Genomic DNA, 23407 nt, shown 5'->3' with positions numbered 1-23407 from the left:
TTGCTATCACAACTAGGCGATCGGCGCGACCCCTGCGTGCTTGGGCGTGTTGTCCGACACACCGTTCAAGTTGAGGGTTTTGGTCGACCAATCCCAGACTTCCTGGAACAGCGCCTGGTTCTCCGAGAGCTTCACGCCCAGCGAAGGCACCATTTCCTTCAGCTTCGGCGTCCAGTCGGCGTACTCACTCGGGAAGCACCGCTGCAGCACGTCGACCATGGCGCTCACACAGGTCGACGCGCCGGGCGACGCGCCGAGCAGACCCGCGATGGTGCCGTCCTCGGCGGTGATAACCGCGGTGCCGAATTCGAGCACACCGCCCGCACCCTTGCGCCGGATCACCTGCACGCGCTGCCCCGCGGTGATCAGCTCCCAGTCGTGTCCGTCCGCGCGCGGCATGAACTCCTCCAGCGTGGCCACCTTGCCCGCCTCGGACTTGAGCAACTCACTGATCAGGTACTTGGTCAGGCCGAGTTCGGTGACACCGACGCCGAGCAGCGAGAAGATGTTGTTCGGCTTGACCGACTTGAACAGGTCGGTGTTCTTGCCGTCTTTGAGGAACTTCGGCGTCCACCCGGCATACGGGCCGAACAGCAGTCCGGGCTTGCCCTTGATAATGCGAGTGTCCAAGTGCGGCACCGACATCGGCGGCGCACCGACTGCGGCCTTGCCGTAGACCTTGGCCTCGTGCTTGTAGACCAGCTCCGGGTTGGTGCAGCGGATGAACTGTCCGCTGATCGGGAAGCCACCAAAACCCTTGGCCTCCTTGATACCCGACTTCTGCAACAGCGGCAGCGCACCGCCACCGGCGCCGACGAAGACGAATTTGCTGATGAGCGTGCGGGTTCGGCGGGTACGCAGGTTGCGCACCGTGACCAGCCAGGAGCCGTCGGCCTGCTTGGTGAGGTCGCGGACCTCGTGGCCGAAGGCCAGGTCCACCCCGGTGCGGCCGAGGTAGGCGAGCAATTCGCTGGTGAGCGAACCGAAGTCGATATCGGTGCCCTCGTTGGTCCAGTTGAGCGCGATCGGATCGGAGAAGTCGCGGCCCCTGGCCATCAGCGGCAGCCGCTTCGCGAATTCGTCCGGGCTGTCGATGTACTCCATCGTCGAGAACAGCGGATGCCGAGACAGGGCCTCGTAGCGCTTGCGTAGGTAGTCCACGTTGTCCGCGCCGTGCACGAAACTGACGTGCGGGATGGGGTTGATGAAGGCGGAGGGATCGCCGAGGATGCCGTTCTCCACGCCGTAGGACCAGAACTGGCGCGAGACCTGGAAGCGCTCGTTGATGTCGATGGCCTTGCTGATATCGACCGAGCCGTCCGGATTCTGCGGACTGTAGTTGAGTTCACACAGTGCGGAGTGCCCGGTGCCCGCGTTGTTCCACGGATCGCTGCTCTCGGCGGCGGCGGCGTCGAGCCGCTCGAACAGGGAGATCGACCATTCCGGCTGCAACTGCCGAAGCAGTGCGCCGAGGGTGGCACTCATGATCCCGGCACCGATGAGTACAACATCGGTCTTTTCAGTCATGGCAGCGTTCGGCACTGGTAGATCGACTTCCTTGTCCTTCTGCGCACGCCCACCCCCACGGTGGGCCTGCTGGGCACGGGCGCTATGTGGTTGTTGCGAGTCCTGCGTGACTCGGCGGGTGTAGGTTACCCGCCGTTCACCTAAGCCCAATTGTGCACCTCAGCTGTTCGAAGACCGACAACGAACTTGCCGAATGTGACATAGATTCCTTCCGGCGTTCGACCTTCGATCCGGCGCTGACGTCGCCTAAATTGGTCCCTGTGACGAACGAAGCCTCGCTGAGCGTGTCCGATATCACCGCCCTCGCGGCCGAGCGCTGGAAGCCGGATGTGCTCGGTGCGGGCTATGAGCAGCGGACCCTGCCACTCGGTCCGGACCCCGACGGCGAGGGCGATGCCGTAGCGACCCTCGTTCGCTACACCCCCGATACCGCTGCCGCCGCCACCGAGCCCGCGGTGCTGTACGTGCACGGGTTCACCGACTACTTCTTCCAGCAGCATCTCGCCGAACATTTCGCCGAGCGCGGGCATCGCTTCTACGCGCTCGATCTGCGCAAGTGCGGTCGCTCGCTGCGCGACGGCCAGACGCCGCACTATGTGACCGATCTCGCGCTCTACGACGCCGAACTGAACGAATCGCTGCGGATCGTCCAGGAAGAGGCGGGCGAGCACGTGCTGCTGGTCGCGCATTCGACCGGCGGACTGATCGTGTCGCTCTGGCTGGACCGGCTCAACACAGCGAAGGGCACGGCCGAATCGGGCATCGTCGGCCTGGTCCTCAACAGCCCCTGGTTCGACCTGCAGGGCCCGTCGTACTACCGGACCATCGGCACGCCGGTGATCAAGGCGCTCGGCCGGTTCCGCTCGATGTTCGAACTGCCCGGCGCCAAGATCAGTTCGTACGGCGACAGCCTGCACAACAGTGTGGCGGGCGAATGGGATTACAACCTGGATTGGAAACCCCTGGAGGGGTTCCCGGTCCGGCTCGGCTGGCTGCGCGCCATCCGCAACGGGCACGCCAAGCTACAGGCGGGTCTATCGGTCGGCGTGCCCGCGTTGATTCTGCGTTCGCGCATCACCAAATTCGCGCGCCAGTACGGTCCGGCCGTCGATGTGGCGGATGCGGTGCTCGACGTCAGGCAGATTCAGCGCTGGTCGGGCTGCCTCGGTGATCGGACCAATATCGTCCCCATCGACGGCGCGCGCCACGATGTGTTCCTGTCCTCGGCAGAACCGCGGCACAAAGCCTTCGCCGAACTCGACAGCTGGCTGGACTGGTTGGTGGTCTTCCGCAAGAAGGCCGCCGATTCACCAGAGGCTGGTGCGTAGCACGATCTCGGTGGCCAGTTCGTGGTCGGCCTCGGTCGCCACATTGTCGACGTCGATCTCCACGACCCGGAATTCGCCGTAGACGTAGCGCCCCGAGGCGTCCGCGACCGAACGCGGCAGACTCTTGGTGACCAACACCGTTGCGGCCACCTCCACCGGCCGACAGTTCGCGTCCACGACCGTGCCGTCGGCGGCGGGTACAGCGGGATGGCCGCGATCGGCCACCACGAGGCTGATGAACCGGCCGAAACCACCCGCGCAGACCTGCCAGGCCAACTCCGCGCCCGCCCCGCGCCCGGCGACGTTCAACCACGGGACGCCGAGTTCGTCGAGGATGGCGTGCACGCCCGCCGGATCCAGGTCCGCTACCGATTCCACCGCTATCGTGCGCAGGTCCGAAGTGTGCAATCGCGCACATACCTGGTCGTAGACGTCGACCGGATCACCGGCATCGGGCAACAGCAGCACGCTGTGCCGAGAGTCCGGGCCGTCGACCCGTACGGTCCATGCCCGGTCACCGACCGTGATCCGCCGAGATTTCATGCCGGAGTACGGTACACGCCTCAATTGAACGGGACCGCGTGTCACTTACCTGCAAGTCAGGAACGTAAACATTTCAACGATTTTGCGCGGTGCGAAGTCGCGCGATCACCGTGGTGTGCTGCCGATTCCCGAGCCCGAGACGATGGTCGGCAGATCCGCCGGTGCACCGTCGGTGATCAGGCGCTCGATATCGCCGATATCGAGGTGATCTTCGATCAGGTCGGCGAGCAGGTCGAGTTGGGCCGAGCGGATCGCCGCTACCGAAGTGTCATCGGCGACGAGGAAATCGTGGCGTCCGGCGTGTGCGGCGACCTCGCGCAGCCAGGAGCGACGGAACTCATCCGATTCCAGCAGGCCATGCAGGTGCGTGCCCCAGATCGCGCCGCGAGCACTGCCCTCTGCTGCCGCGGGCGAAGCCGGGGCTGTCGAAGATGGGTCGAGCTCCAGCCATGCCGGATCACCGTTGCGCCCGACGCGGCCATGGTGGATCTCGTAGCCGTGCACCGCAATGCCATTGCCGATGCCGCGCCCGGTGCTGCGCCGCAGCATCTTGGGATCGGCGAAGTCGATGTCGAGATCGAGCAGACCCAGTCCCGCGACCGTCCCCGCACCGGATTCGACGCGGTCGACGATGCGGCCGCCGAGCATCTGATAGCCACCGCAGATGCCGAGGATCGGGCGACCCGCGGCGGCCCTGGCACGCAGGACATCGGCAATTCCGGTGCGCCGCAACCATTCCAGATCCGAGACGGTGGCCTTGCTGCCCGGCAGCACCACCAGGTCGGCATCGGCCAGTCGGGAGGGCTCGTCGACCCAGCGCACAGCGACACCCGGCTCACAGGCCAGGGCCTCGATATCGGTGGAGTTGGAGATGCGCGGCAGGCGGATGGCCGCGACGGTGAGCCATTCGGCGCCGATCGGCGGGCGGGGGCGGCCGACCGGTGCGTCGGCGACCGTGCCGAGCGAGTCTTCCGCGTCGATCCACAGCTCATCCGCGAAGGGGATGACGCCGAGTGTGGGGCGTCCGGTCAGCTCGGTCAGCCGGTCGAGTCCGGGGCGCAGCAGTTCGACATCGCCGCGAAACTTATTGACGATGAATCCGGAGATCAATTGCTGGTCTTCGGGTTCCAACACAGCCACGGTGCCGAACAGGTGGGCGAGCACGCCGCCGCGGTCTATATCGCCGACCACGAGCACCGGCAGTCGCGCCGCCCGCGCCAGCCCCATATTCGCCAGATCGGTGGCGCGCAGATTGATCTCGGCGGGCGATCCAGCACCCTCACAGATCACCACGTCGAATTCGGCGCGTAGCGAATTCAGTTCAGCGGCAACGACTTCGCGCAGGTTCCGTCGATACTGGAAGTAGTCGCGGGCGCCGACGGTGCCGACGGCCCTGCCGCGCACCACCAGTTGTGAGCGCCGGTCGCTACCGGGTTTGAGCAGCACAGGATTGAACCGCACACTCGGTTCCAACCCGCACGCGGCCGCCTGCAGCGCCTGTGCGCGACCGATCTCGCCACCGTCGAGCGTGACCACCGAATTGTTGGACATGTTCTGCGCCTTGAACGGCGCGACCCGGATGCCGCGCCGGGCCAGCATCCGGCAAAGTCCGGCCACCACAACGCTTTTCCCGGCGTCGGAGGTCGTCCCAGCGACCAGCAGCGCGCCTTTCAGCTCGCCACGGGCTCGGGGCACGGCAAGGTCGGACTCTCGGCGCCCGTCTCCGTCACCACCCAACGCGAGCTTCGAACTGCGCGGTCCACCCGTCACGGCAAGGTCAGAATTTCGGCGCCCGTCTCCGTCACAACCAGCGTGTGTTCGAACTGCGCGGTCCACTTGCGGTCCTTGGTGACCACGGTCCAGTCGTCGTCCCAGATCTCGTAGTCGATGCCGCCGAGATTGATCATCGGCTCGATGGTGAAGGTCATACCGGGCTCGATGACCGATTCGACGGCGGGCTGGTCGTAGTGCAGGATGACCAGGCCGCTGTGGAAGGTGGGGCCGACGCCGTGCCCGGTGAAGTCGCGCACCACGCCGTAGCCGAATCGATTGGCGTAGGACTCGATCACCCGCCCGATCACATTGAGCGCACGACCCGGCCGGACCGCTTTGATCGCCCGCATGGTGGCCTCGTGCGTCCGCTCGACCAGCAGCCGCACCTCCTCGTCGACATCACCGGCCAGGAAGGTCTTATTGGTGTCGCCGTGCACGCCATCGATATAGGCGGTCACATCGATATTGACGATGTCACCGTCCTCGATCACCGTCGAGTCCGGAATCCCGTGGCAGATCACCTCGTTCAGCGAGGTGCAGCACGATTTCGGAAAACCCTTGTACCCCAACGTCGATGGGTAGGCGCCGTGATCGCACATGTACTCGTGCGCGATCCGGTCCAGCTCATCGGTCGTGACGCCGGGCGCGACCGCCCTACCCGCCTCCTCGAGCGCCTGTGCCGCGATCTTGCCCGCGATCCGCATCTTCTCGATGGTCTCGGCGGTCTGCACCCAGGGCTCACGCCCCTCGTTCACGGTCTTCTTCCACGCATACTCCGGACGCTCGATCGAGCGCGGAACTTCACGAGTGGGCGATAGCGTGCCGGGAACAAGCGGCTGACGGGTACGCACTGACATGGAACAAGACTATCGGTACCGACCATGGACCACGCCCGATGCCCACTGCCCGACCTGCCGATCTCCTCGCCCCGACGCCGCGCCGAGCGGCCCGCCTCCGGCCATGACCACTCATGATCGCCGTGCGGAATAGTCACGGACCGCGGTCCGTTTAGTTAGTAGTTGACGTAGACACCACTCACGAACAGGACTCGAGCTGTGGAACTTGGCCTCACAACTTTCGCGGAGCTGTACCCGGTCGGCGACCGACCGGCACCAACCGCTGCCGAGCGTCTGCGCGAAGTCGTGGACGAGGCGGTCGCCACCGAGCGCGCCGGACTCGACGTGTACGGCGTCGGTGAGCATCACCGCAAGGATTTCGCCGCCTCGTCGCCCGCGGTCGTACTGGCGGCGATCGCCTCGCGCACCGAGCGAATTCAGCTGACCAGCGCGGTCAGCGTGCTGAGCTCCGATGATCCGGTACGGGTGTACCAGGATTTCGCGACGCTGGACGGACTCTCGAACGGTCGCGCCGAGCTGATGGCCGGGCGCGGTTCCTTCACCGAGAGCTTTCCTTTGTTCGGTTACGACCTGAGCGACTACGACGAACTCTTCGAAGAGAAGCTGGCACTGCTGCTGCACATCCGCGCGGACGAGCCGGTGACCTGGAACGGGAAGTTCCGCGCCCCCTTGCGCGATGCGGTGATCTACCCGCGCACGGACAACCGTCCACTGCCGGTATGGATCGCGGTGGGTGGCAGCCCGGAATCCGTGGTCCGCGCCGGACTGCTCGGACTGCCGCTGGCGATCGCGATCATCGGCGGCCAACCGGCACGCTTCAAGCCGCTGGTTGATCTGTACCACCGCGCACTCGAAGAGGGTGGGCATGAGAAGCAGCCGGTGGCGGTGCACGCGCACGGCTATATCGCCGATACCGACGAGCAGGCCGTCGCGGATTTCTACGAGCCGTACGGTGTGGCGATGAGCACCATTGGGCGCGAACGCGGTTGGGGCCCGATGACCCGCCAGCAGTTCGACGCCCTACGCTCCCAAAGCGGTTCGCTGTTCGTCGGTACAGCGGACTACGTCGCCGAGAAGATCGCCGACATCCGCGACACCCTCGGCCTGGACCGCTTCATGCTGCACACCAGCGTCGGCACCCTGCCGCACGAAAAGGTCCTGCACAACATCGACCTGCTCGGCACCAAGGTCGCCCCGCAGATCCGCTGACGTCCTATTTCACGAGGTCGACACTCGGGTCTCCGGAGCATGCTGCTCGGGCAGGGATTGCGGTGCGGGGCCGGCCGACCACCAACGCGCGCAACAGATCTCGGGCAGGATGCTCGGTCAGCGGATGCCGGACATCTTGTCCGGGTTGGTTATCGAATAGATCGCGGTGATCAGATTCGACTCGGGAGCCAGCTCGATAACGACAAGCGCGAAAGGCCGACTGCCGGAGAAGATCAGCGCGCAGGGGTCGCCCGCGACATAGCGGTAGTCGATGGTCAGGTCGGTCGGCCGTGGGTCGGCGGAAATGGCCATGAACAGTGCGGCGACGCGGTCGCGGCCGTGGACCGGTTCGAGGCTCTTCGCCACGCCGCGACCACCGCTGTCGGTCCACAGGGTTACCCCGGGTGCGAGGGCCTCGAGTAGGGCGGCGAGATCACCGCCGAGCGTCACGGCCATCAGTCGTTGGGCGACCTCGGCGCCGGCATCCGGGCGAGATGTGGCGCGCGGGCGCCGGGCGTGGATGTGGCGGCGCGCCCGGACGGCGAGCTGGCGCACCGCTGCCGGTGAGCGATCGAGTATCTCGGCGATCTCGCCGTGCGCGAAGCCGAAGACGTCGTGCAGCACGAAAACGACCCGTTCCAGCGGTGACAGCGTTTCCAGCACCACCAGCACAGCCATCGTCAGCGATTCCTTTCGCTCCAGCGTGGCGGCGGCATCGTCCTCGATGGCCACCAGTGGTTCGGGCAGCCATGGGCCGATGTAGGTTTCGCGATTTCTCCGCATGGCGGCGCGGCGCGCTATCGCGAGATGGGTGCAGACGCGCACCAGATAGGCGCGGGGGTTCTCCACCGGTGTCGCCGCTACACCGCGATGGCGAGTCGACCAGGCCAGCCAGGCCTCCTGCAGGACATCCTCGGTGTCGGCGACTGTGCCGAGCATGTTGTAGACGATCGAGAACAGCAGTTCCCGCTGGTCCAGGAAGCTGTCGATCTCGCCGTCTGCGGTCTCGGGTGTCATAGCGCTCCTCCTCGTCCGTCATAACCCAAGGAGGTGATGTGCGCACGAAATGTGACATGCGGCCAGGGTGTGTGCTCCACGTCACGCCATGTCACATCGAGCGGCCGGAACAGCTCTATGGCTGTACCCGGAGTGGTTCCGGGCATATGTCAGGAGAAGCGATGACCATCTCGAACAGCCATCACAAAGCCTTGCTCGTCCGGCACGACGAAGCCGAGACGCTGGATACCTTGGGGGTGCGGCTCTACGCCGACCACGATATGACCGGGGGAAAGCTCAGCGCGAACCGCGCATATCTGCCAGCGGGCACGGACGGCCCCCCGCCGCACTACCATTCGACTTCCGCCGAACTGTTCTACCTGCTCGGCGGCACACTGCGGGTGCTGGCCGGTGACGAGATCCATGTCATCGGTGCGGGCGACTTCCTGCTGATACCGCCGAATATGACGCATGCGTGGGCGGCTCCCGCAACCGCATCGGCGGACGTCCTGGTGATCTTCACACCCGGGATCGAACGATTCGACTACTTCCGGCTGGGCGACCGCATCCGCAAAGGCGAAGCAAGCCCACTCGAAATCCTCGATACCCAGGAAAGGTTCGACAACCACTTCGTCGACAGCCCCATCTGGCGACAGGCCCAGAAAGGCGATGATCGTGGTCGGCTCGATCAGGACGGCCACCGCACCGAATTCCTCGCCAGTGGCGCACTGCCGATCCAGCCCGGCGGAGCCGACCGGCCGACGACCTGCCCGAGCTGACCGGTCCGCTCGGGCAGGTTCGAGACCTACTTGCCGAGCTGGGCTTCGAAGGCAATGCGGTCACCGCGGTAGAGCGAGCGCACGCGCTCGATCGGTACATCGTCCAGGTCGACGCTGCGCCGATGCAGCAGCAGTAGCGGTAGCGACGTGGTGCATTCGAGCAGGGCGGCCTCGCGGGGGGACGCCAGCACCGTCTCGATTCGCTCGGTGGCCCTGCCGAGTTCCACGCCGGACGCGCGCACGGCCGCGTACAGCGAGGTGGTCGGGTCGTAGGTGCCGCGCAGGTGGCCGAAACGATCGAGCGACATAAAAGTGCTCTCCAACCCGATGCGTTCGCCGTCCGCGAGCAGCACCCGCTCCAGGTGCATGACCGGAGTACCGATGGTGAGTCCGAGGTCGCGGGCGGTGTCGGCGTCGGCGGGCACATCGTCCCAGCCGACCAGCAGACGACCCGGCACCCGGCCGTAACTGATGGCGCCCTCGGTATAGGAGCGCAGCTGCAATGGCTGCACCATCTTCGGCCGGGACACCACGGTCCCCCGACCCTGGCGGCGGATTCGGCCCTCGACCAGCAGATCTCGCAGTGCCTGCCGAACGGTCTCGCGGGCAACCTCGAATCGAACGGCCAGATCTCGCTCCGAGGGGACGGGATCGCCCTCCTCCAGATCGGTCAACAGCTGCTCGAGTTCGGTGCGCACCAGGTATGACTTCGGCAGCCGCGGCGCCAAATCGATACGCCCACCGCGCATTTCATCGCCCTCGGCGCCCGTCGCACCCGATGTGTCCATGCCGACAGCCTACCCGGCATTGGTCTATACCAATTGTTAACCTAGCGTTCGCGCACGAAACACTCGTTGGTCTAGACCATTGCCCACTATGTATCCATGCGATTGGTCATCATCGGCGGAGGAATCCTCGGCACCGCACATGCCATGGCCGCAATCGGCCGCGGTCACGAGGTCGTCCAGCTGGAGCGGGAGCCCGAGGCCCGTGGCGCGACGGTGCGCAACTTCGGCCTGGTGTGGGTATCCGGGCGCTCGGCCACCGAACTGGACTTCACGCTGCGTTCCCGGCAACTGTGGGAGGAGATCGGCGGCAAGATTCCGAGCGTCGGATTCCGCCCCGCTGGATCGATGACGCTGGTACGCACCCCCGCCGAACTCGCGGTCGCCGAGGCCGCGGCGGCCGGACCGCACGCCGAGGCGCGCGGGTTCGAACTGCTCGAGCCCGAACAGGTGCGCGCGATCAATCCGGCCCTGCGCGGCAAATTCCTCGCCGGACTGCACTGTTCGACCGATGCCGCCGTCGAATCCCGCCAAGCGCTGCCCGCGCTGCGCGCCTATATGACCGCATCGGACCGCTACACCTTCCATGCGAGCACCGAGGCCCGCAGGGTCACCGATACCGGTTCCGGCGCAACGGTTCTCGACGATCATGGCCGCACCTTCGAGGCCGATCTGGTGCTGGTCTGCCCCGGCGCCGCGCACACCGGCCTGACTCGCGAACTCGTCGGCACCATCCCGGTGCGCCGGGTCCGGCTGCAGATGATGCAGACCGCGCCCCTCGGCGAACCGCTCACCACCGCGATCGCCGATGGCGACAGCTTCCGCTACTACCCCGGCTTCGCGGGGCCGGAGTTGGACGTGTTGAACGGCGAGCAATCGCAGACCGCCGTTGCCGCCGAGCACAGGATGCAGCTGCTGTGCGTGCAGCGCCTGCACGGCGGTCTCACCATCGGCGACACCCACGAATACGAAGAGCCCTTCGCCTTCGACGTGGACGACGCCCCGTACGAACACCTCACCGCCGTGACCGAGGAACTGCTCGGACGCAAACTCCCGCAGGTGGTTCGACGCTGGGCGGGCGTCTACAGCCAGAGCGTCGACCCGGCCACCATCGTGACCCGCGCCAAGGCCGATGCGCACATCTGGGTCATCACCGGGCCGGGTGGCCGCGGTATGACCCTCGGCCCTGCGATCGGCGCGGAAACCGCCGAACTGCTGAATCTCTAAGGAGCACTGTGTCGGACAAGAACATTGCCCTCGCCGTCCTCGATATGGCGGGCACCACGGTCGCCGACGGTGGACTGGTCCTTCGCGCCTTCGATATCGCCGCGACCAGCGCCGGTATCGAAGCCGAAGGGCCGCAACGTGATAACGCCCGCCAGTATGTGCTCGACACCATGGGGCAGTCGAAGATCGTGGTCTTTCGCGCCCTGCTCGGCGACGAGGAGCGCGCACAGCAGGCCAACAGCGCCTTCGAAGCCGCCTATGACGCGTTGATCGACGGGGTCGATATCACCCCGATTCCCGGTGCGGCCGAGGCGATTTCCGTGCTGCGGGCAGCGGGGGTCAAGGTCGCGCTCACCACCGGTTTCAGCCGCACCACTCAGGATCGGCTGCTGAATGCGTTGGGCTGGAACGAGATAGCCGATCTGACGCTGGCGCCCTCGGATGCCGGACGCGGGCGCCCCTATCCGGACATGGTCCTGACCGCGCTACTGCGCCTCGATGTCGATGCCGTGGATCAGATTGCGGTACTCGGCGATACGACCAGCGATATCGCCAGTGGCCTGGCCGCCGGTGCCCGCATCGTCGCCGGAACGCTGACCGGCGCGCACGACGCGGCGCAGTTGCGTGCCGCCGGAGCCACCCATGTGGTGGCCTCGGTCACCGAATTCGCGGAACTGATCCTCGCCAGCCGAACCTGACCACCCCGAAAACCCCCGTCCCTTCGATTCCACACGTCACACGAACCGAAAGTTGCAGTAATCGTGCGTACTTCGAACACGCAGAGCCGTCTGGCACGCACCATCTCCCGGGCCGCGCTGGTCGTCACCTCCGTCACCGCTGTCGCGCTCACCGCGGCCTGCGGCGGCACGGGCACCGACAGCGGCGACGGCAAGACCATCACCGTCTACTCCGCCGACGGCGTCGGCAGCTGGTACACCACCCAATTCGCCGAATTCAAGAAGCGGACCGGCATCTCGGTCAACCTGGTCGAGGCCGGTTCGGGTGAGGTCGTCAACCGGGTGGACAAGGAGCAGTCCAATCCGCAGGCCGATGTGCTCGTCACACTGCCGCCGTTCATTCAGAAGGCGAAGAGCTCGGGTCTGTTGCAGGACAGCGGCATCGACACCGGCTTCGTCGCGGCGACGGATAGGGATGCCGACGGCAAATACGTCACGCTGGCGGGCAACTACCTGTCCTTCATCGCCAACCCGTCGGTCGACACCACCAAGCTCACCTGGGACGACCTGTTGAAGTCGGAATTCAAGGGCAAACTGCAGTACTCGACGCCGGGCCAGGCCGGTGACGGCACCGCCGTGCTGATCCTGCTGCAGAACCTGCTCGGCAAACAGGGCGCACTGGACTACCTCGCCAAGCTGCAGGCCAATAATGTCGGCCCGTCCTCGTCCACCGGCAAGCTGCAGGCCAAGGTCGACAAGGGTGAGCTGGTCGTCGCCAACGGCGATGTCCAGATGAATCTGACCACGGTCAAGGACAAGGGTTCCAAGTTCACCGTCTTCTTCCCGGCCGCCGCCGACGGCAAGCGCTCCACCGTGGCCGTGCCCTACGTGATGGGCCTGGCCAAGGGCGCACCGCATCGGGGTGAGGCGAAGCAGCTCATGGAGTTCCTGCTCTCGGCCGACGCGCAGAAGTCGCTGCCCGATAGCTTCGCGGTGCCCGCACGCAAGGAGCTGCGCGATGCTCCCGCGACCGCTACCGGCCCCTCGGCGAGCGCGGTGCTCGCAGGTGTGGAAATCGTGAATATCGACTGGACCAAGGTGCTTTCGGATCTGGACGCCGATGTATCCGCCTATCAGAAGGCGACCGGTCAGTAGCCCGAAGCCACGACAAGTGAGGAGCCGCAATCATGTCCGACGGTGACGCGCATCCGAGCTCGGCCTTCGCGACCGCTGTAGGCGCCGCATCTGGAAAGACCGCGGCCACAACGGAACCCGCGATCGTCTTCGATCGGGTCGGGGTCAGCTACGGCCGCGGCCGCAAGACCACGGTCGCCCTGACCGATTTCACTCTGCGCGTCGCCGCCGGTGAGACGGTGGCGCTCCTCGGACCGAGCGGCTCGGGCAAGTCGACCGCACTCAAGGCGCTGGCGGGTTTCGTCCGTCCCACCTCGGGTGCGGTTCGGCTGGCCGGGCGCGATGTCACCGACCTGTCCCCCGCCAAGCGTGGCATCGGCGTCGTCGTGCAGTCATACGCACTGTTCCCGCATATGCGGGTGCACGACAATGTGGCATTCGGATTGAAGGCACATCGGGTACCGCGCAAGGACATCGCCGGACGTGTGGCCGAGGCGCTGGAGATGGTCGGCATGGCGGCCTACGCCAAGCGGCTGCCGCGCGAACTGTCCGGTGGCCAGCAGCAGCGAGTCGCGATCGCCCGGGCGCTGGCGATCCGGCCGAAGGTGCTGCTACTCGACGAACCGCTGGCCGCGCTCGACGCACAGTTACGGCAGTCGATGCTCGGTGAGTTACAGGAGTTGCGAAAGGCGTTGCCGGACACGGCGATGCTGTATGTCACCCACGATCAGGCCGAGGCGCTGGCCCTGGCGGATCGGATCGCGGTGATGCGCAACGCTCGGCTGGTCGATATCGACACCGCCGAGAATTTGTGGCGACGGCCGCCCAGTGACTTCACGGCGGCGTTCCTCGGTGGCGCGAACCTGGTGCCCTGCACCGTGAATCGGGTATCCGGCACCTCGGCGCTGGTGACTGCTGGCAGCTTTACGCTGCGGGCCGAGGCACCGGATGTCGGGCCCGGCGGTTGGCACGTGGACGCACCCGGATTGCTGTGTGTGCGTCCACATACCGTGCGGATCGGTGCCACCTCGGAGCGCGATGCGGTGCGTGGCACCGTCGTATCGAGCGTGTGGCGTGGGGCTTCCACGCGGTTGCAGCTGGCGGTAACCGGGTTGACCGACGTGATCACCGCCGATGTGCCAGGCCATCTCGATACCGAGGTCGGCGCGATTGTCGGCGTACGGTTGCCGGATCCGGCGGGAGTGTTGATTCCGCCGACGCCTGGTGCCGAAACCATCGGCGCAGCTGAGACTTCGGCCACACACGAGCCGGGCGTGCCGCAATGAGGGGTGGCGCGAATCCGGCTCAGTGTGTCGGCGGGACAAGGGCCCGACTCACCCCGACCGGCACAACCGATTCGGAAGTCCGGCGATGAACCCTTCCGCACTGCTCGAACCAGAGATCACCGACGAGGTCGCGCCCGTGGACACCGGGTGGCGGCATTGGCGGCCGGTGCTCTGGACGCTGCCGCCAGTGCTCGTGGTGCTGCTCATCGCGGTGTATCCGATCGTGCGGGTGCTCGCCGAATCGACCGAGACCGAGGACGGCAGAGGTACGGCGGTCTGGGCCCAGGTGCTCGGCTCCGAATCATTCCGCAATGCGTTGTGGCGCACCATATCCATTGCGGTCTGCGCCACCGCGGGATGTCTCGTGCTCGGCGCCTTCCTCGCTATCGTGCTGGCATTCGTGCCGTTTCTCGGTTCAGCACTGATCGGCAGATTGATCGACACCGTACTCACACTGCCGTCGTTCCTGATCACGCTCGCCTTCACCTTCCTCTACGGCACCGCCGGTGCGGTGAACGCCCTCATCACCAGGATCACCGGAGATAGAACGCCGATGCTCGACTTCCTGAGTACCCCGCTCGGGGTGATCCTCGCCGAGACCACCTTCTTCACCCCGTTCGTGGTGCGCCCGCTGCTGGCCGGGTTCGCCCAACTGCCGCGCGAACAATTGGATGTGGCTGCCAGCCTCGGCGCTTCGCCGTGGCGGGTGCTGCGTCAGGTGGTCATGCCGGAGGCGTGGCCCGCGTTGGCAGCAGGCGGCAGTCTCGTCCTGCTATTGACGCTCAACGAATTCGGCATCGTGCTGTTCACCGGCGCGAAGGGCGTGACAACCCTGCCCGCGCTGATCTACACCCGCGGCATCGTCACCTTCGACCTGCCCGGCGCGGCCGTTCTCGCCACGGTGCAGGTGCTGCTGTCACTGGGCCTGTACATCGGCTACCGGCTGATCTTCGCCCGCCTCGACCGCGCCGGAAAGGAGAACTGACCGTGCTGGTCTGGACACGGCGCGGCCGTGCGGCGGTGCTCGCGGTCTTCGCCATCGTCGTATGCGTGGTGTTCGTCGCCCCGATCGCGACCGTGGTCGCGGCCGCACTGGCGGGCAGCTGGACCGGTCCGCTCCCCTCGAATCTCGGCCTGGCCAACTTCCGTGCGGCGCTGTCCGGTCAAGAGGCCGCGAGTCTTTCGGTCAGCCTGCAGACCGCATTGCTCTCCGGCGGTGTCGCCCTGATCCTCGGCACCTGGGCCGCACTCGCCGCCCGCGAGGCGCCCGGCTGGTGGCGCAAGATCACCGACGCGGTCTTCCATCTGCCGGTCGCGGTGCCGTCGGTGGCCATCGGCCTCGGCGTACTGATCGCCTTCAACGAGCGTCCGCTGTTGCTCGGCGGCACCAAATGGATTGTCATCGTGGCACATTCGGTGCTGGTGCTGGCCTATGCCTACAGCGCCGTCTCGGCCGCCCTGGATCGGCTCGATCCCGCCTACCGCCAGGCCGCGGAATCCCTTGGGGCGGGACCGGTTCGGGTCCTGCTCCTGGTTACGCTGCCGCTGCTGCTGCCAGCCCTGGGGGCGGCCGCCGGATTGGCCATCGCGCTGTCCATGGGTGAACTCGGCGCGACCGTCATGGTGTACCCGGCCACCTGGAAAACGTTGCCGGTCACCATTTTCGGTCTCACCGATCGCGGTGAGGTCTTCAACGCGGCCGCGAGTACCTGCCTGCTGCTCGCGGTGACGCTGGTCGCCTTGGTCGTGCTCGGTCGGCTGCGGGGCCGCGCCGCGCTGCGCTGAGCCGGGGCGGCGACCGACACCATACGATGACGCAATGTCAGCACTGCCCTTGATCTTCACCGCGGGCTGGGCGAGCGGGGTCAACGCCTATGCGGTCGTCCTGCTGCTCGGCATCTTCGGCGCGACCGGCCTATCCGAGGATGTGCCCGAGGCATTGCAACGCACCGATGTGCTGATCGCGGCCGGAGTGCTGTTCCTCATCGAGGCCGTCGCCGACAAGATCCCCTACCTGGACACCTTCTGGGATGCGGTGCACACCATCGTGCGTCCCGCTTCCGGTGCCGTCGTCGCCGCACTACTCGCCGGGCAGGACGGTTCACTCCCCCAACTCGCCGCCGGTGCCGTGGGCGGCACCACCGCCCTGGCCAGCCATCTCGTCAAAGCCGGAACGCGTATGGCGATCAACACCTCACCGGAGCCCGCCAGCAATATCGTCATGAGCCTCGTCGAGGATTTGGCCGTCGGCGCCATCATCACCATCGCGATCTTCCACCCGATCATCGCGGCCTTCTGCGCTGGCACACTGCTGGTGATCGGGGTGATCCTGGTGTATCTGCTCGCAAGCCGGATCCGCCGCTACTTGATCCGGCGCCGACAGCGCCGTGCCGCCAGACGCGCGGCCGCCGTCTGATCGCACACCGTCAACTGGTCCACAATGTTTGCGGCGCTGGCATTTTCAGCCGGGTTGAGCCGGCTTGCGCCACACCAGCGAGTAACGCCAGAAGACCTGCCGCCGCACCCGCGCACCCGGCAGTATCGACGCCGCCTGCGCCCGCACCTGCCGTGTCGTCAGCGGCGGATCGAGCACAACCGGCATGACATCATGCGTCGCCTCGACCGCATACCAACTGCCCCACCCACGCGCGCGGAAAATTCGAAACGCGATGCCGAGCACCCGATGCCCGATCGCCGCGATCACCTCAACGGGCGCTTCCCGCACCAGATCATGGCGCGGCAACGCCACGGCAGCGATCACACCGCCCGGTCGCAATGCCCGCGCCAAAATCGGCAACACCTCATCGAGCGGCATATGGTGCAGCGTGCTGACCGACACAATCGCGTCGTAGGCTCCCTCGGGCAGCGGCTCGGTCCGCACATCCCCGAGGATGCAGCCGACATTGTCCGGCGTCGCCCGCTTCGCGGCATCGATCATCACCGGTGAGCGATCGATAGCGTCGACCTGCTCGACATGTCGGGCGAGTTCGGCCGCGAACGCCCCAGCCCCACAACCGACATCCAGCACGCGAGTACACGGTTCGGGCAACTGCCGCATGAGAAGCCGGTGGTAGTACGCGTTGTGACTCCAGTTGTACCTACTCATCGGGCGCACTCCCGATCGCCGGATTCGCCGGGCACAGCCGCTGTCTCGGAGATCGAATACCTTGCCACCGGTGGCGCCACCTCGGGAAACGCTCGCCGAAATCCCCGAACAACCGAATACGCAGTCTGCCGATGCACCGCCACCCTGCCATCGTAGGTCGGTTGGCACGGACACCTTGCCACGGCAATCTGAAAATGGTTCCAGTCAGCTGGTCGGCACCACCGATTGATCTTCTCGCCGCATTGCGCGCACACGACATGGTCGATATTCGCGCCGCGGCGGCATCGGTCTGGATGGTTGCCGAATGAATTCTGGCAGGGGGGAATTCGGCTGCGGGCGTGCCGCGCCAGTCGACCACGCGGCACGCCGGGCGGGGCGCCCCGTTGCGCCCGCCGTCACTGTTTCGGCGACGTTAGCGTCCGGGAAGGGTCATGGTCGGATGACGCGGCCCCGGGGCGTCGCCGATCGGTCAGTGACGCTGTCGGGGCAGTGTCACTATTGCGGACGAGAGTCGCCGTCGGAGCTTCACCGCTCGGGCAAACGGCGGCGGCCACCGGCCACGTCGGTTACCAGATCAGTGTAGCCGTCAACGAGTTCTGCCAGGTGGTACCAATGTTTATGGGTATTGTCGCTGCGCGCGCCGTCGACATCGATGGCGGTGTTCGCTTCCACCCAACTGCGCGCCATCCGATCCACCACTGCACCGAGGCTCTCGGTATGTAGCGAAGCACCGTTGCGATGCTGCGGGATCTCCTGCGCTATCCACTCATTGATATCGTCGACGAGTTCGCTACGACGGCAATCAATTTCGGCTACCAGGCCCATATCGTGGACCTCGGCACGGCGTGCGTGCAACTCGGCCAGCGCGTGCGCCGAACGCAACAATTCAAGATCTTGGAAACGACGCCCCTGAAATGCACACAAAATTTGCGGAGCGGTCGGCAACACCCCCACCGTCGGCGCGCTCATCGCCGTACCCCGAATACACTCGACACCAACGCGCTTTGTACCAACATGATTGGCTCTCGATTCGGTTATCCCGGTCATCGGATCGGTTCTTCACAACTAGCGTAGCTGGATCATGCTCTTACAAATGCAAGAACGCAATAGTGCGACCGCATTGCTGCGGTTACGTGTTCCGTCGTCGTTCGGGTACCCACTCCTCCAGCGTCACAACGACTTCGGCTTTCCCCCGGTCGGAGGTGGCATTGATGGATGCCAGCCGGTTGCTACCCCCGTTTCTGCGCCCTGCCATTGGGTCGCGGGGATGTAGCCGACCACGCCCGACTGCCGCTGCCATCGCTGGAACCACCCCCGACGCGTGATGCTCCGAGGTTCCGCTACGCAGTGGACAACGCGAACACCGGTGCCGGACGGACGGCGAACACGAGATGCTCAACGCGCTCGGCTGGTGGCCGGTGCTCCGATGCTGTCCGCCGCGGGCATTCGTCGGGTTGTTCTGATCAGCGATCCATGTCGGACACAACCTGGTCCGCACCGACGGGTCTGTCGACCTAAGGACTCCATGCCGTGGTCCACTGTTCGGCTCTGAGTAGAAGTAGCGGGAACCGGCATTCACTTGTAGCCACAAAGCTGATCCCGTCGACCCGCATCAATAGTGCGGTCGGCCTGGCCCCACACCAACGGCACCACGGCCCGATTGCTCCGCAAATCGGTTGGCGCACAACGGAAACAGACAGTGGGTATGATGAGCCGACGTGGAGCCTGTTATGTGCGAACGCCTCGGTGTGAAGTCTGGGTGGGAGTTGACGATCGCGTTACCCTGCTGGCGCATCAGCACGAAAGTTCAGCACGCCCCGAGGGCCGCACCGGTCGTCGTCGCATGACCGCCAGCAGATCTTCGCTCTGGCACAGGCACCCGCCGCTGTACGAAACGTCGTGCGGTTGTGTGGCTTTCGTCAACACTGTTCGTCGGCTATAACGCTGCACTCCGGGCCAGCGCAGACACTTGCCCAAGATCACTCAGCACGTCGTCGTATTCCTGTTCCATACCTGGAGTCATGTCATTGACAACACCATATGATCCCCAGCCCCAATCCACCGCTGGTGGGCCCGAGGCACCGGCCTCGACCATCACCGACCACTACCGGGCACCGGTTCCGCTATACACAGCGGAGTTCGCCACCGACCCGCATCGGGTCTACGCCGAAATGCGCGACAAGTTCGGTTCGCTGGCGCCGGTGGAGCTGTCGCCCGGAATTCCTGCCACGCTGGTGATCGGCTACAGGACTGCGGTGCGGATCAACAACGATCCCGCGCATTTTCCGGCCGACCCGCGCACCTGGCAGAAGGATGTGCCCCTCGAGTGTCCGGTACGGCCGATGATGGAGTACCGCCCGAACGCTCTGCGTAGTGCGGGATCCGAGCATTCGCGCTATCGGAAGGCCAGCGTCAACAGCATCGACGAGATCAATCTGTTGACCCTCCACACCGATATCGAGCGGATCGCTATCCCACTGGTCAACACCTTCTGTGGTGACGGGCAGGCCGATCTGATCAGCCAGTACGCGTTCCCGGTCACCTTTGCGTTTCTCAACGCGATGGTCGGTTGCCCGGCGCATATCGGGCAGCATGTCGCCAATGGTATGGCCATGATGTTCGAGGGCAACGATGCCGAAAGGGGCAGTGCGCTGTTCGCCAGTGCGCTGGCCGATCTGGTGGCCCTCAAGCGGGAGCACCCCGACGACGACGTGACCACGCGGTTGGTGCACCATGTGGCCGCACTGAGCGACGAGGAGCTGGTCCATCAGCTGGTCACTATCTACGGCGCAGGGATCGAGCCGCTGACAAACCTGATCGCGAATACTCTGCTGCTGATGCTGAGCGACGACCGGTTCTCCGGGGTGGCAGCGCTGACTACGCGTGATGCGCTCAACGAGATGTTGTTCAAGGACCCACCGCTGGCGAACTTCGGTATCACGTATCCCCCGCAGCCGATCCAGATCGATAATGTCTGGCTGCCCGCCAACCAACCGGTGGTCACCAGCATGGCGGCCTGCAACAACGACCCCGCGATCGTCGGGGAATACTCCGCCAACAACTCGCATCTGGCGTGGGGCACCGGGCCGCACGCCTGCCCCGCACAGGACGTTGCGTACCACGTCGCGCAAAACGCCATCGATCAGCTGTTCGACGCGCTGCCCGAAATGGTGCTCGCCCGGCCGGCCGACCAACTGATCTGGCGCCCAGGGCCTTTCCATCGGTCCCTGGAATCGCTACCTGTTGTCTTTCCGAAATCCCGCCCGCTGAACATTTTTTGACGAGAACCGCCGACCTCGGGATGTTGATCCAGCACCCCGAGGTCGATCACCGCCCGAGGACACCCGCCTTCCCGGTGGCGAGTTCGTCGTCGACGATCCCGCCACCGGAGCGAGCGTGGTCCAGCTCCACGGTGCTCGCCTATCCAGTTCCCGAATCAGCCACCCGAGCTCAAAGCGTTCGCGCACTGCGTGATGTACGTATCAGAGTCGAACGCCGTGCGCAGGGATCCGGTCCCGAGTTCGAACGCGCCGACGAGCTCGCTCAGCTGCGGAGCCAGCAACTCATGCAGCTGGCGGCGCATATCTGTCAAAGGTTTTGGCGTCTTGGGGAATGGTCCATCGGGGAGCATATCCGCGCCGTAGGCCAGGCATTGACGGATGGCGAACAGTGTGAGCAGATTCTCCGCCACCTTTCGGGGGCCGTCGGGTAGTCGGCTGGCGCGCTCAGCAAGAGTCCGCGCTGCCTGGTGCGCGATATGTGCTTCGGCCGCGGCCAGGGCCACGTCGTAGACGCTGTCCCAGCGCGCTTGCCGGTCCCCGGTGGCTTGTGCATATTTCTCGGCCGTTCGGTGCTGGAGGTAGAGCTCACGGGCGGCCATCCAACTCAGCCAGTTGTCAGGGGTATCAATATCGCAGAGCTCGAGATTGTCCCAGCATCCTGGCGTCCACTGGTCCGGGAGAGACAGACGTCTGTAGGCCGCGAGCAGGGCGATCACATAGCTATCGCCTTCAGCGGTGGCCGCAGCGTCGCGCAGTGCGCGGAACTCCACAATCTTGTTGTGGGCGAACACCCCTTGGGCGCCAAGCCTGTCGCGCACCTCGCTACATACCTGCAAGGCCGTGGAGGTGCAGAAATGCTTCGTCAACGACACCAGGTCGGTGAGCTGTGGCCCCTGCTCGTCGGCCCGACCGTCGGCGGCTTCGACGAAAGCGTCCAAGGCGACTTCCACCGCCGTGGTGGCGACGTAGGTGTCGGCCACAGCATCCAACAGCGGTCCGTGGTGCGCCGGGACCTGCGCGAGCGGGATGCGGCCGACGCCCATGCTCGCGACATCCCGCTGAGTGGCGTGGCGTACGGCGATGGACAGGGCGGCCCGGGAAACGGCCGCCGCCATGGCCGAAATGCATAGTCGTCCCACCCGCACTCGGCTGATGGCGCGCCATGCTTGGTTGTCGGCGGGGATAGGCGAGACCAGTTGGCCGTTCTCGTCGATATGGGTTCCGGTATGAGACAACAGGCACTCGCGTGGCAGAAGCACGTGATCGAAGCGCGTCAGCGAGTTGTCCATCCCCAGGCCTGGCTTCTCGGGCATAGGGCGGATGGTGATACCCGGCCGAACCGTTCCGTCCGCATCGACCAGCCGTACGAGGAATGGATAGTTACCGCGGTTGGCTCCGTCCATTATCAGCCGGGCGAAGACGATACCGAACCGTGCTACACCGTCCACCGGCGGCGGAGCGGTGGTCGGCATGAACTTGATCGCCGCATCCGTCGGCGTGTGCAGGAGGAACCTGCCACCATCGGACGGATCGTAGGTGGCAGTTGTCTCCAGATTGTTCAGATCACTGCCATGACCGACCTCGGTGAGCACGTACGCGCCCACGGCGCGGCCCTCCAATAGCTCTGTCAGAGCCGCGGCAACCTCGCCGGTGCGTGAGTGCTGTTCGAGCAGCGTCCCCAGAACGAGATTCACTTGCACCGTGAGCAGAGCCCCGAGATGTGGATCCACGACAGTGGACTGCTCGTGCAGCGTCACGGTTTCCCGCAGATCGGACACGGTCTCGATGGCCGACAGGTGTGGGAGAAGCCCCAAGTACCGTTCGTATGCCCGCTTTCCCGGGTTCTGAGTGGCAGTCCACCAATCCTGATCGAATACTGCCTCGCCGAATATCTGGTTGTACCGCTGGGCCGCGACCCGGCGATCGCCGAACAACATATCCGCGAGATTCTCGTGCGAAACCATAACTCCGCCTTCCACTCATTACCGATTCCAAGCGACTTGACATGCGCCACTTGGCATAATGCGGCCCTTGATACCGAAACCCCGGTGCCAATGGGCTAGCAGATCCAACCGCCCTTCACCGCATGCAGAAGCCGGGGGCGCAGGGGCCGAAGAATCGACCCGTCGAGAGTTCGATGCACCACACGCTTTCGGGTGAGGCGATGCCGGCCATGCGGGATGCCATGGCCAGTCCTCGGTGAGCGTGGCAAGGGGTTTCGAAGGCGTCTCCGCCATGTTTGCTGAGGATGGACATTCGGACGTCGCATCCGCTGATGTTGTTGTCCGGGCTGCGCACATCGGTGCGCGGGGGCGCCGCGGGGTGTCGCGCCGTAGCCAGCACGCCGAATGCCTGTGTGGCGCAGCGCCGTCGGGAAATATCGCGCATGCTGGTAAAACCCGGCGAATTCACCCCATCCGAGTGCTGCGGCTCGACAACCTCGGCCCGCAACTTCGCGATCTGCGCGTCCCGCTCGGCCGACCATGCGGTCACGCCAAACTGCGACACCACCGGTGCCGAAGAGTTGCCGTGGGCCGATTTGGACACGAAATGCATTGTGCCACAAATACCCCCACGCTCATGGTTCAGCGCCGATCCACCCCACGTCCCTGACGTACTCACGAACCTCTATCGGGATGCCGCCGTCGTGGGCATCGATAGGATCGACGCGTACATAAGCCTCGACACGGTCTCGTCCGACCGAGATCGGCAGCGAGTCGCGACCGGTCTTGCTGCGCCGTCGACAGCTGTCCAGGGCACGCAAATGCTCAAAGTCGCTCTGATGGAGCTGATTCGGCAGATCGAAGGCACCGGTGTTGCGCGCCACGCCTTGTTGATCTCGGCGACTTGGTTGCGCTGAAGTTGTGCAGCCGTGGCGTCGTCGAAAGCCGGTGTGATG

22 protein-coding genes are annotated in these 23407 nt (G+C 65.4%); 11 read left to right on the top strand and 11 right to left on the bottom strand.

Annotated elements, in window-relative coordinates:
• Window positions 1-12 precede the first annotated feature (12 nt).
• Window positions 13-1527 (bottom strand): malate dehydrogenase (quinone), encoded by a 1515-nt coding sequence (gene mqo / locus ACQP1G_RS11825; RefSeq protein WP_433202229.1) that lies wholly within the window; start codon window positions 1525-1527, stop codon window positions 13-15.
• A gap of 260 nt (window positions 1528-1787) precedes the next feature.
• On the opposite strand from mqo, the gene ACQP1G_RS11820 reads away from it, so the two are divergent.
• On the top strand, window positions 1788-2855 hold the full coding sequence (locus tag ACQP1G_RS11820; RefSeq protein ID WP_433202226.1) for an alpha/beta hydrolase: 1068 nt from the start codon (window positions 1788-1790) through the stop codon (window positions 2853-2855).
• Here the strand turns inward: ACQP1G_RS11820 and ACQP1G_RS11815 are convergent.
• From ACQP1G_RS11815 to map, 3 genes are all read right to left on the bottom strand, one after another.
• The gene (locus ACQP1G_RS11815) at window positions 2835-3398 is read right to left on the bottom strand and encodes an alpha/beta hydrolase (RefSeq protein WP_433202223.1); all 564 of its coding nucleotides are present in this window, start codon (window positions 3396-3398) and stop codon (window positions 2835-2837) included. The genes ACQP1G_RS11820 and ACQP1G_RS11815 overlap by 21 nt on opposite strands.
• Window positions 3399-3503: 105 nt before the next feature.
• Complete coding sequence (locus tag ACQP1G_RS11810) at window positions 3504-5072, bottom strand: cobyric acid synthase (RefSeq protein WP_433208416.1); 1569 nt, start codon at window positions 5070-5072, stop codon at window positions 3504-3506.
• A gap of 92 nt (window positions 5073-5164) precedes the next feature.
• Complete coding sequence (gene map / locus ACQP1G_RS11805) at window positions 5165-6028, bottom strand: type I methionyl aminopeptidase (protein ID WP_433202220.1); 864 nt, start codon at window positions 6026-6028, stop codon at window positions 5165-5167.
• Window positions 6029-6226: 198 nt separating this feature from the next.
• On the opposite strand from map, the gene ACQP1G_RS11800 reads away from it, so the two are divergent.
• Window positions 6227-7237, top strand: coding sequence for an LLM class flavin-dependent oxidoreductase (locus ACQP1G_RS11800; RefSeq protein WP_433202217.1), 1011 nt, complete (start codon window positions 6227-6229; stop codon window positions 7235-7237).
• 117 nt (window positions 7238-7354) lie between these two features.
• Here ACQP1G_RS11800 and sigJ read toward each other — a convergent pair whose 3' ends face one another.
• A complete protein-coding gene (sigJ, locus tag ACQP1G_RS11795) occupies window positions 7355-8254 on the bottom strand; it encodes an RNA polymerase sigma factor SigJ (RefSeq protein WP_433202214.1) in 900 nt (299 codons plus the stop codon).
• A gap of 161 nt (window positions 8255-8415) precedes the next feature.
• Between sigJ and ACQP1G_RS11790 the strand changes: the two genes are divergently transcribed.
• A complete protein-coding gene (locus ACQP1G_RS11790) occupies window positions 8416-9012 on the top strand; it encodes a cupin domain-containing protein (protein ID WP_433202211.1) in 597 nt (198 codons plus the stop codon).
• A 26-nt stretch (window positions 9013-9038) separates the two neighbouring features.
• On the opposite strand, the gene ACQP1G_RS11785 is transcribed toward ACQP1G_RS11790, so the two are convergent.
• Complete coding sequence (locus ACQP1G_RS11785) at window positions 9039-9761, bottom strand: GntR family transcriptional regulator (RefSeq protein WP_433208413.1); 723 nt, start codon at window positions 9759-9761, stop codon at window positions 9039-9041.
• 135 nt (window positions 9762-9896) lie between these two features.
• Between ACQP1G_RS11785 and ACQP1G_RS11780 the strand changes: the two genes are divergently transcribed.
• The 7 genes from ACQP1G_RS11780 (at window position 9897) to ACQP1G_RS11750 (ending at window position 16537) form a co-directional block, all read left to right on the top strand.
• Window positions 9897-11024, top strand: coding sequence for a TIGR03364 family FAD-dependent oxidoreductase (locus ACQP1G_RS11780; protein WP_433202208.1), 1128 nt, complete (start codon window positions 9897-9899; stop codon window positions 11022-11024).
• Window positions 11025-11032: 8 nt separating this feature from the next.
• Window positions 11033-11722 carry a phosphonatase-like hydrolase gene (locus ACQP1G_RS11775; protein ID WP_433202205.1) on the top strand — a complete coding sequence of 230 codons (690 nt, stop codon included), beginning with the start codon at window positions 11033-11035 and terminating at the stop codon, window positions 11720-11722.
• Between the two features lie 63 nt (window positions 11723-11785).
• A complete protein-coding gene (locus ACQP1G_RS11770) occupies window positions 11786-12856 on the top strand; it encodes a 2-aminoethylphosphonate ABC transporter substrate-binding protein (RefSeq protein WP_433202202.1) in 1071 nt (356 codons plus the stop codon).
• 32 nt (window positions 12857-12888) lie between these two features.
• The gene (locus ACQP1G_RS11765; protein ID WP_433202199.1) at window positions 12889-14121 is read left to right on the top strand and encodes an ABC transporter ATP-binding protein; all 1233 of its coding nucleotides are present in this window, start codon (window positions 12889-12891) and stop codon (window positions 14119-14121) included.
• Window positions 14122-14206: 85 nt separating this feature from the next.
• A complete protein-coding gene (locus ACQP1G_RS11760; RefSeq protein ID WP_433202196.1) occupies window positions 14207-15106 on the top strand; it encodes a 2-aminoethylphosphonate ABC transporter permease subunit in 900 nt (299 codons plus the stop codon).
• Between the two features lie 2 nt (window positions 15107-15108).
• The gene (locus ACQP1G_RS11755) at window positions 15109-15906 is read left to right on the top strand and encodes an ABC transporter permease (protein WP_433202193.1); all 798 of its coding nucleotides are present in this window, start codon (window positions 15109-15111) and stop codon (window positions 15904-15906) included.
• Window positions 15907-15940: 34 nt separating this feature from the next.
• Window positions 15941-16537 carry a DUF4126 domain-containing protein gene (locus tag ACQP1G_RS11750; protein ID WP_433202190.1) on the top strand — a complete coding sequence of 199 codons (597 nt, stop codon included), beginning with the start codon at window positions 15941-15943 and terminating at the stop codon, window positions 16535-16537.
• 45 nt (window positions 16538-16582) lie between these two features.
• Here the strand turns inward: ACQP1G_RS11750 and ACQP1G_RS11745 are convergent, their stop codons facing one another.
• Both ACQP1G_RS11745 and ACQP1G_RS11740 read right to left on the bottom strand, forming a co-directional pair.
• The gene (locus tag ACQP1G_RS11745) at window positions 16583-17227 is read right to left on the bottom strand and encodes a class I SAM-dependent methyltransferase (protein WP_433202187.1); all 645 of its coding nucleotides are present in this window, start codon (window positions 17225-17227) and stop codon (window positions 16583-16585) included.
• Window positions 17228-17752: 525 nt separating this feature from the next.
• Window positions 17753-18112, bottom strand: coding sequence for a DUF4254 domain-containing protein (locus ACQP1G_RS11740; RefSeq protein WP_433208410.1), 360 nt, complete (start codon window positions 18110-18112; stop codon window positions 17753-17755).
• 1136 nt (window positions 18113-19248) lie between these two features.
• On the opposite strand from ACQP1G_RS11740, the gene ACQP1G_RS11735 reads away from it, so the two are divergent.
• A complete protein-coding gene (locus ACQP1G_RS11735; RefSeq protein WP_433202184.1) occupies window positions 19249-20508 on the top strand; it encodes a cytochrome P450 in 1260 nt (419 codons plus the stop codon).
• Window positions 20509-20663: 155 nt separating this feature from the next.
• Here the strand turns inward: ACQP1G_RS11735 and ACQP1G_RS11730 are convergent, their stop codons facing one another.
• The 3 genes from ACQP1G_RS11730 to ACQP1G_RS11720 all read right to left on the bottom strand — a co-directional run bounded on the left by ACQP1G_RS11730 (window position 20664) and on the right by ACQP1G_RS11720 (window position 23335).
• Window positions 20664-22472: an acyl-CoA dehydrogenase family protein gene (locus ACQP1G_RS11730; RefSeq protein WP_433202181.1), complete on the bottom strand. Its 1809-nt coding sequence runs from the start codon at window positions 22470-22472 to the stop codon at window positions 20664-20666.
• 115 nt (window positions 22473-22587) lie between these two features.
• Entirely contained in the window at window positions 22588-23055 is a 468-nt protein-coding gene (locus ACQP1G_RS11725; RefSeq protein ID WP_433202178.1) for a hypothetical protein, read from the bottom strand.
• Between the two features lie 31 nt (window positions 23056-23086).
• A complete protein-coding gene (locus tag ACQP1G_RS11720; protein ID WP_433202175.1) occupies window positions 23087-23335 on the bottom strand; it encodes a hypothetical protein in 249 nt (82 codons plus the stop codon).
• Window positions 23336-23407 lie beyond the last annotated feature (72 nt).

The organism is Nocardia sp. CA-107356 (genome assembly GCF_050946365.1).
Classification (GTDB): domain Bacteria; phylum Actinomycetota; class Actinomycetes; order Mycobacteriales; family Mycobacteriaceae; genus Nocardia.
The sequence above is the reverse complement of the archived record's forward strand: the minus strand, read 5'-3'. Positions and strand labels throughout refer to the sequence as shown.

Bases quoted from the DNA above. Each gene is read 5' to 3' on its own strand.
- mqo (WP_433202229.1), bottom strand. From the start codon at position 1,527: ATGACTGAAAAGACCGATGTTGTACTCATCGGTGCCGGGATCATGAGT.
- ACQP1G_RS11815 (WP_433202223.1), bottom strand. From the start codon at position 3,398: ATGAAATCTCGGCGGATCACGGTCGGTGACCGGGCATGGACCGTACGG.
- map (WP_433202220.1), bottom strand. From the start codon at position 6,028: ATGTCAGTGCGTACCCGTCAGCCGCTTGTTCCCGGCACGCTATCGCCC.
- sigJ (WP_433202214.1), bottom strand. From the start codon at position 8,254: ATGACACCCGAGACCGCAGACGGCGAGATCGACAGCTTCCTGGACCAG.
- ACQP1G_RS11790 (WP_433202211.1), top strand. From the start codon at position 8,416: ATGACCATCTCGAACAGCCATCACAAAGCCTTGCTCGTCCGGCACGAC.
- ACQP1G_RS11785 (WP_433208413.1), bottom strand. From the start codon at position 9,761: ATGCGCGGTGGGCGTATCGATTTGGCGCCGCGGCTGCCGAAGTCATAC.
- ACQP1G_RS11780 (WP_433202208.1), top strand. From the start codon at position 9,897: ATGCGATTGGTCATCATCGGCGGAGGAATCCTCGGCACCGCACATGCC.
- ACQP1G_RS11765 (WP_433202199.1), top strand. From the start codon at position 12,889: ATGTCCGACGGTGACGCGCATCCGAGCTCGGCCTTCGCGACCGCTGTA.
- ACQP1G_RS11760 (WP_433202196.1), top strand. From the start codon at position 14,207: ATGAACCCTTCCGCACTGCTCGAACCAGAGATCACCGACGAGGTCGCG.
- ACQP1G_RS11750 (WP_433202190.1), top strand. From the start codon at position 15,941: ATGTCAGCACTGCCCTTGATCTTCACCGCGGGCTGGGCGAGCGGGGTC.
- ACQP1G_RS11745 (WP_433202187.1), bottom strand. From the start codon at position 17,227: ATGAGTAGGTACAACTGGAGTCACAACGCGTACTACCACCGGCTTCTC.
- ACQP1G_RS11735 (WP_433202184.1), top strand. From the start codon at position 19,249: ATGTCATTGACAACACCATATGATCCCCAGCCCCAATCCACCGCTGGT.
- ACQP1G_RS11730 (WP_433202181.1), bottom strand. From the start codon at position 22,472: ATGGTTTCGCACGAGAATCTCGCGGATATGTTGTTCGGCGATCGCCGG.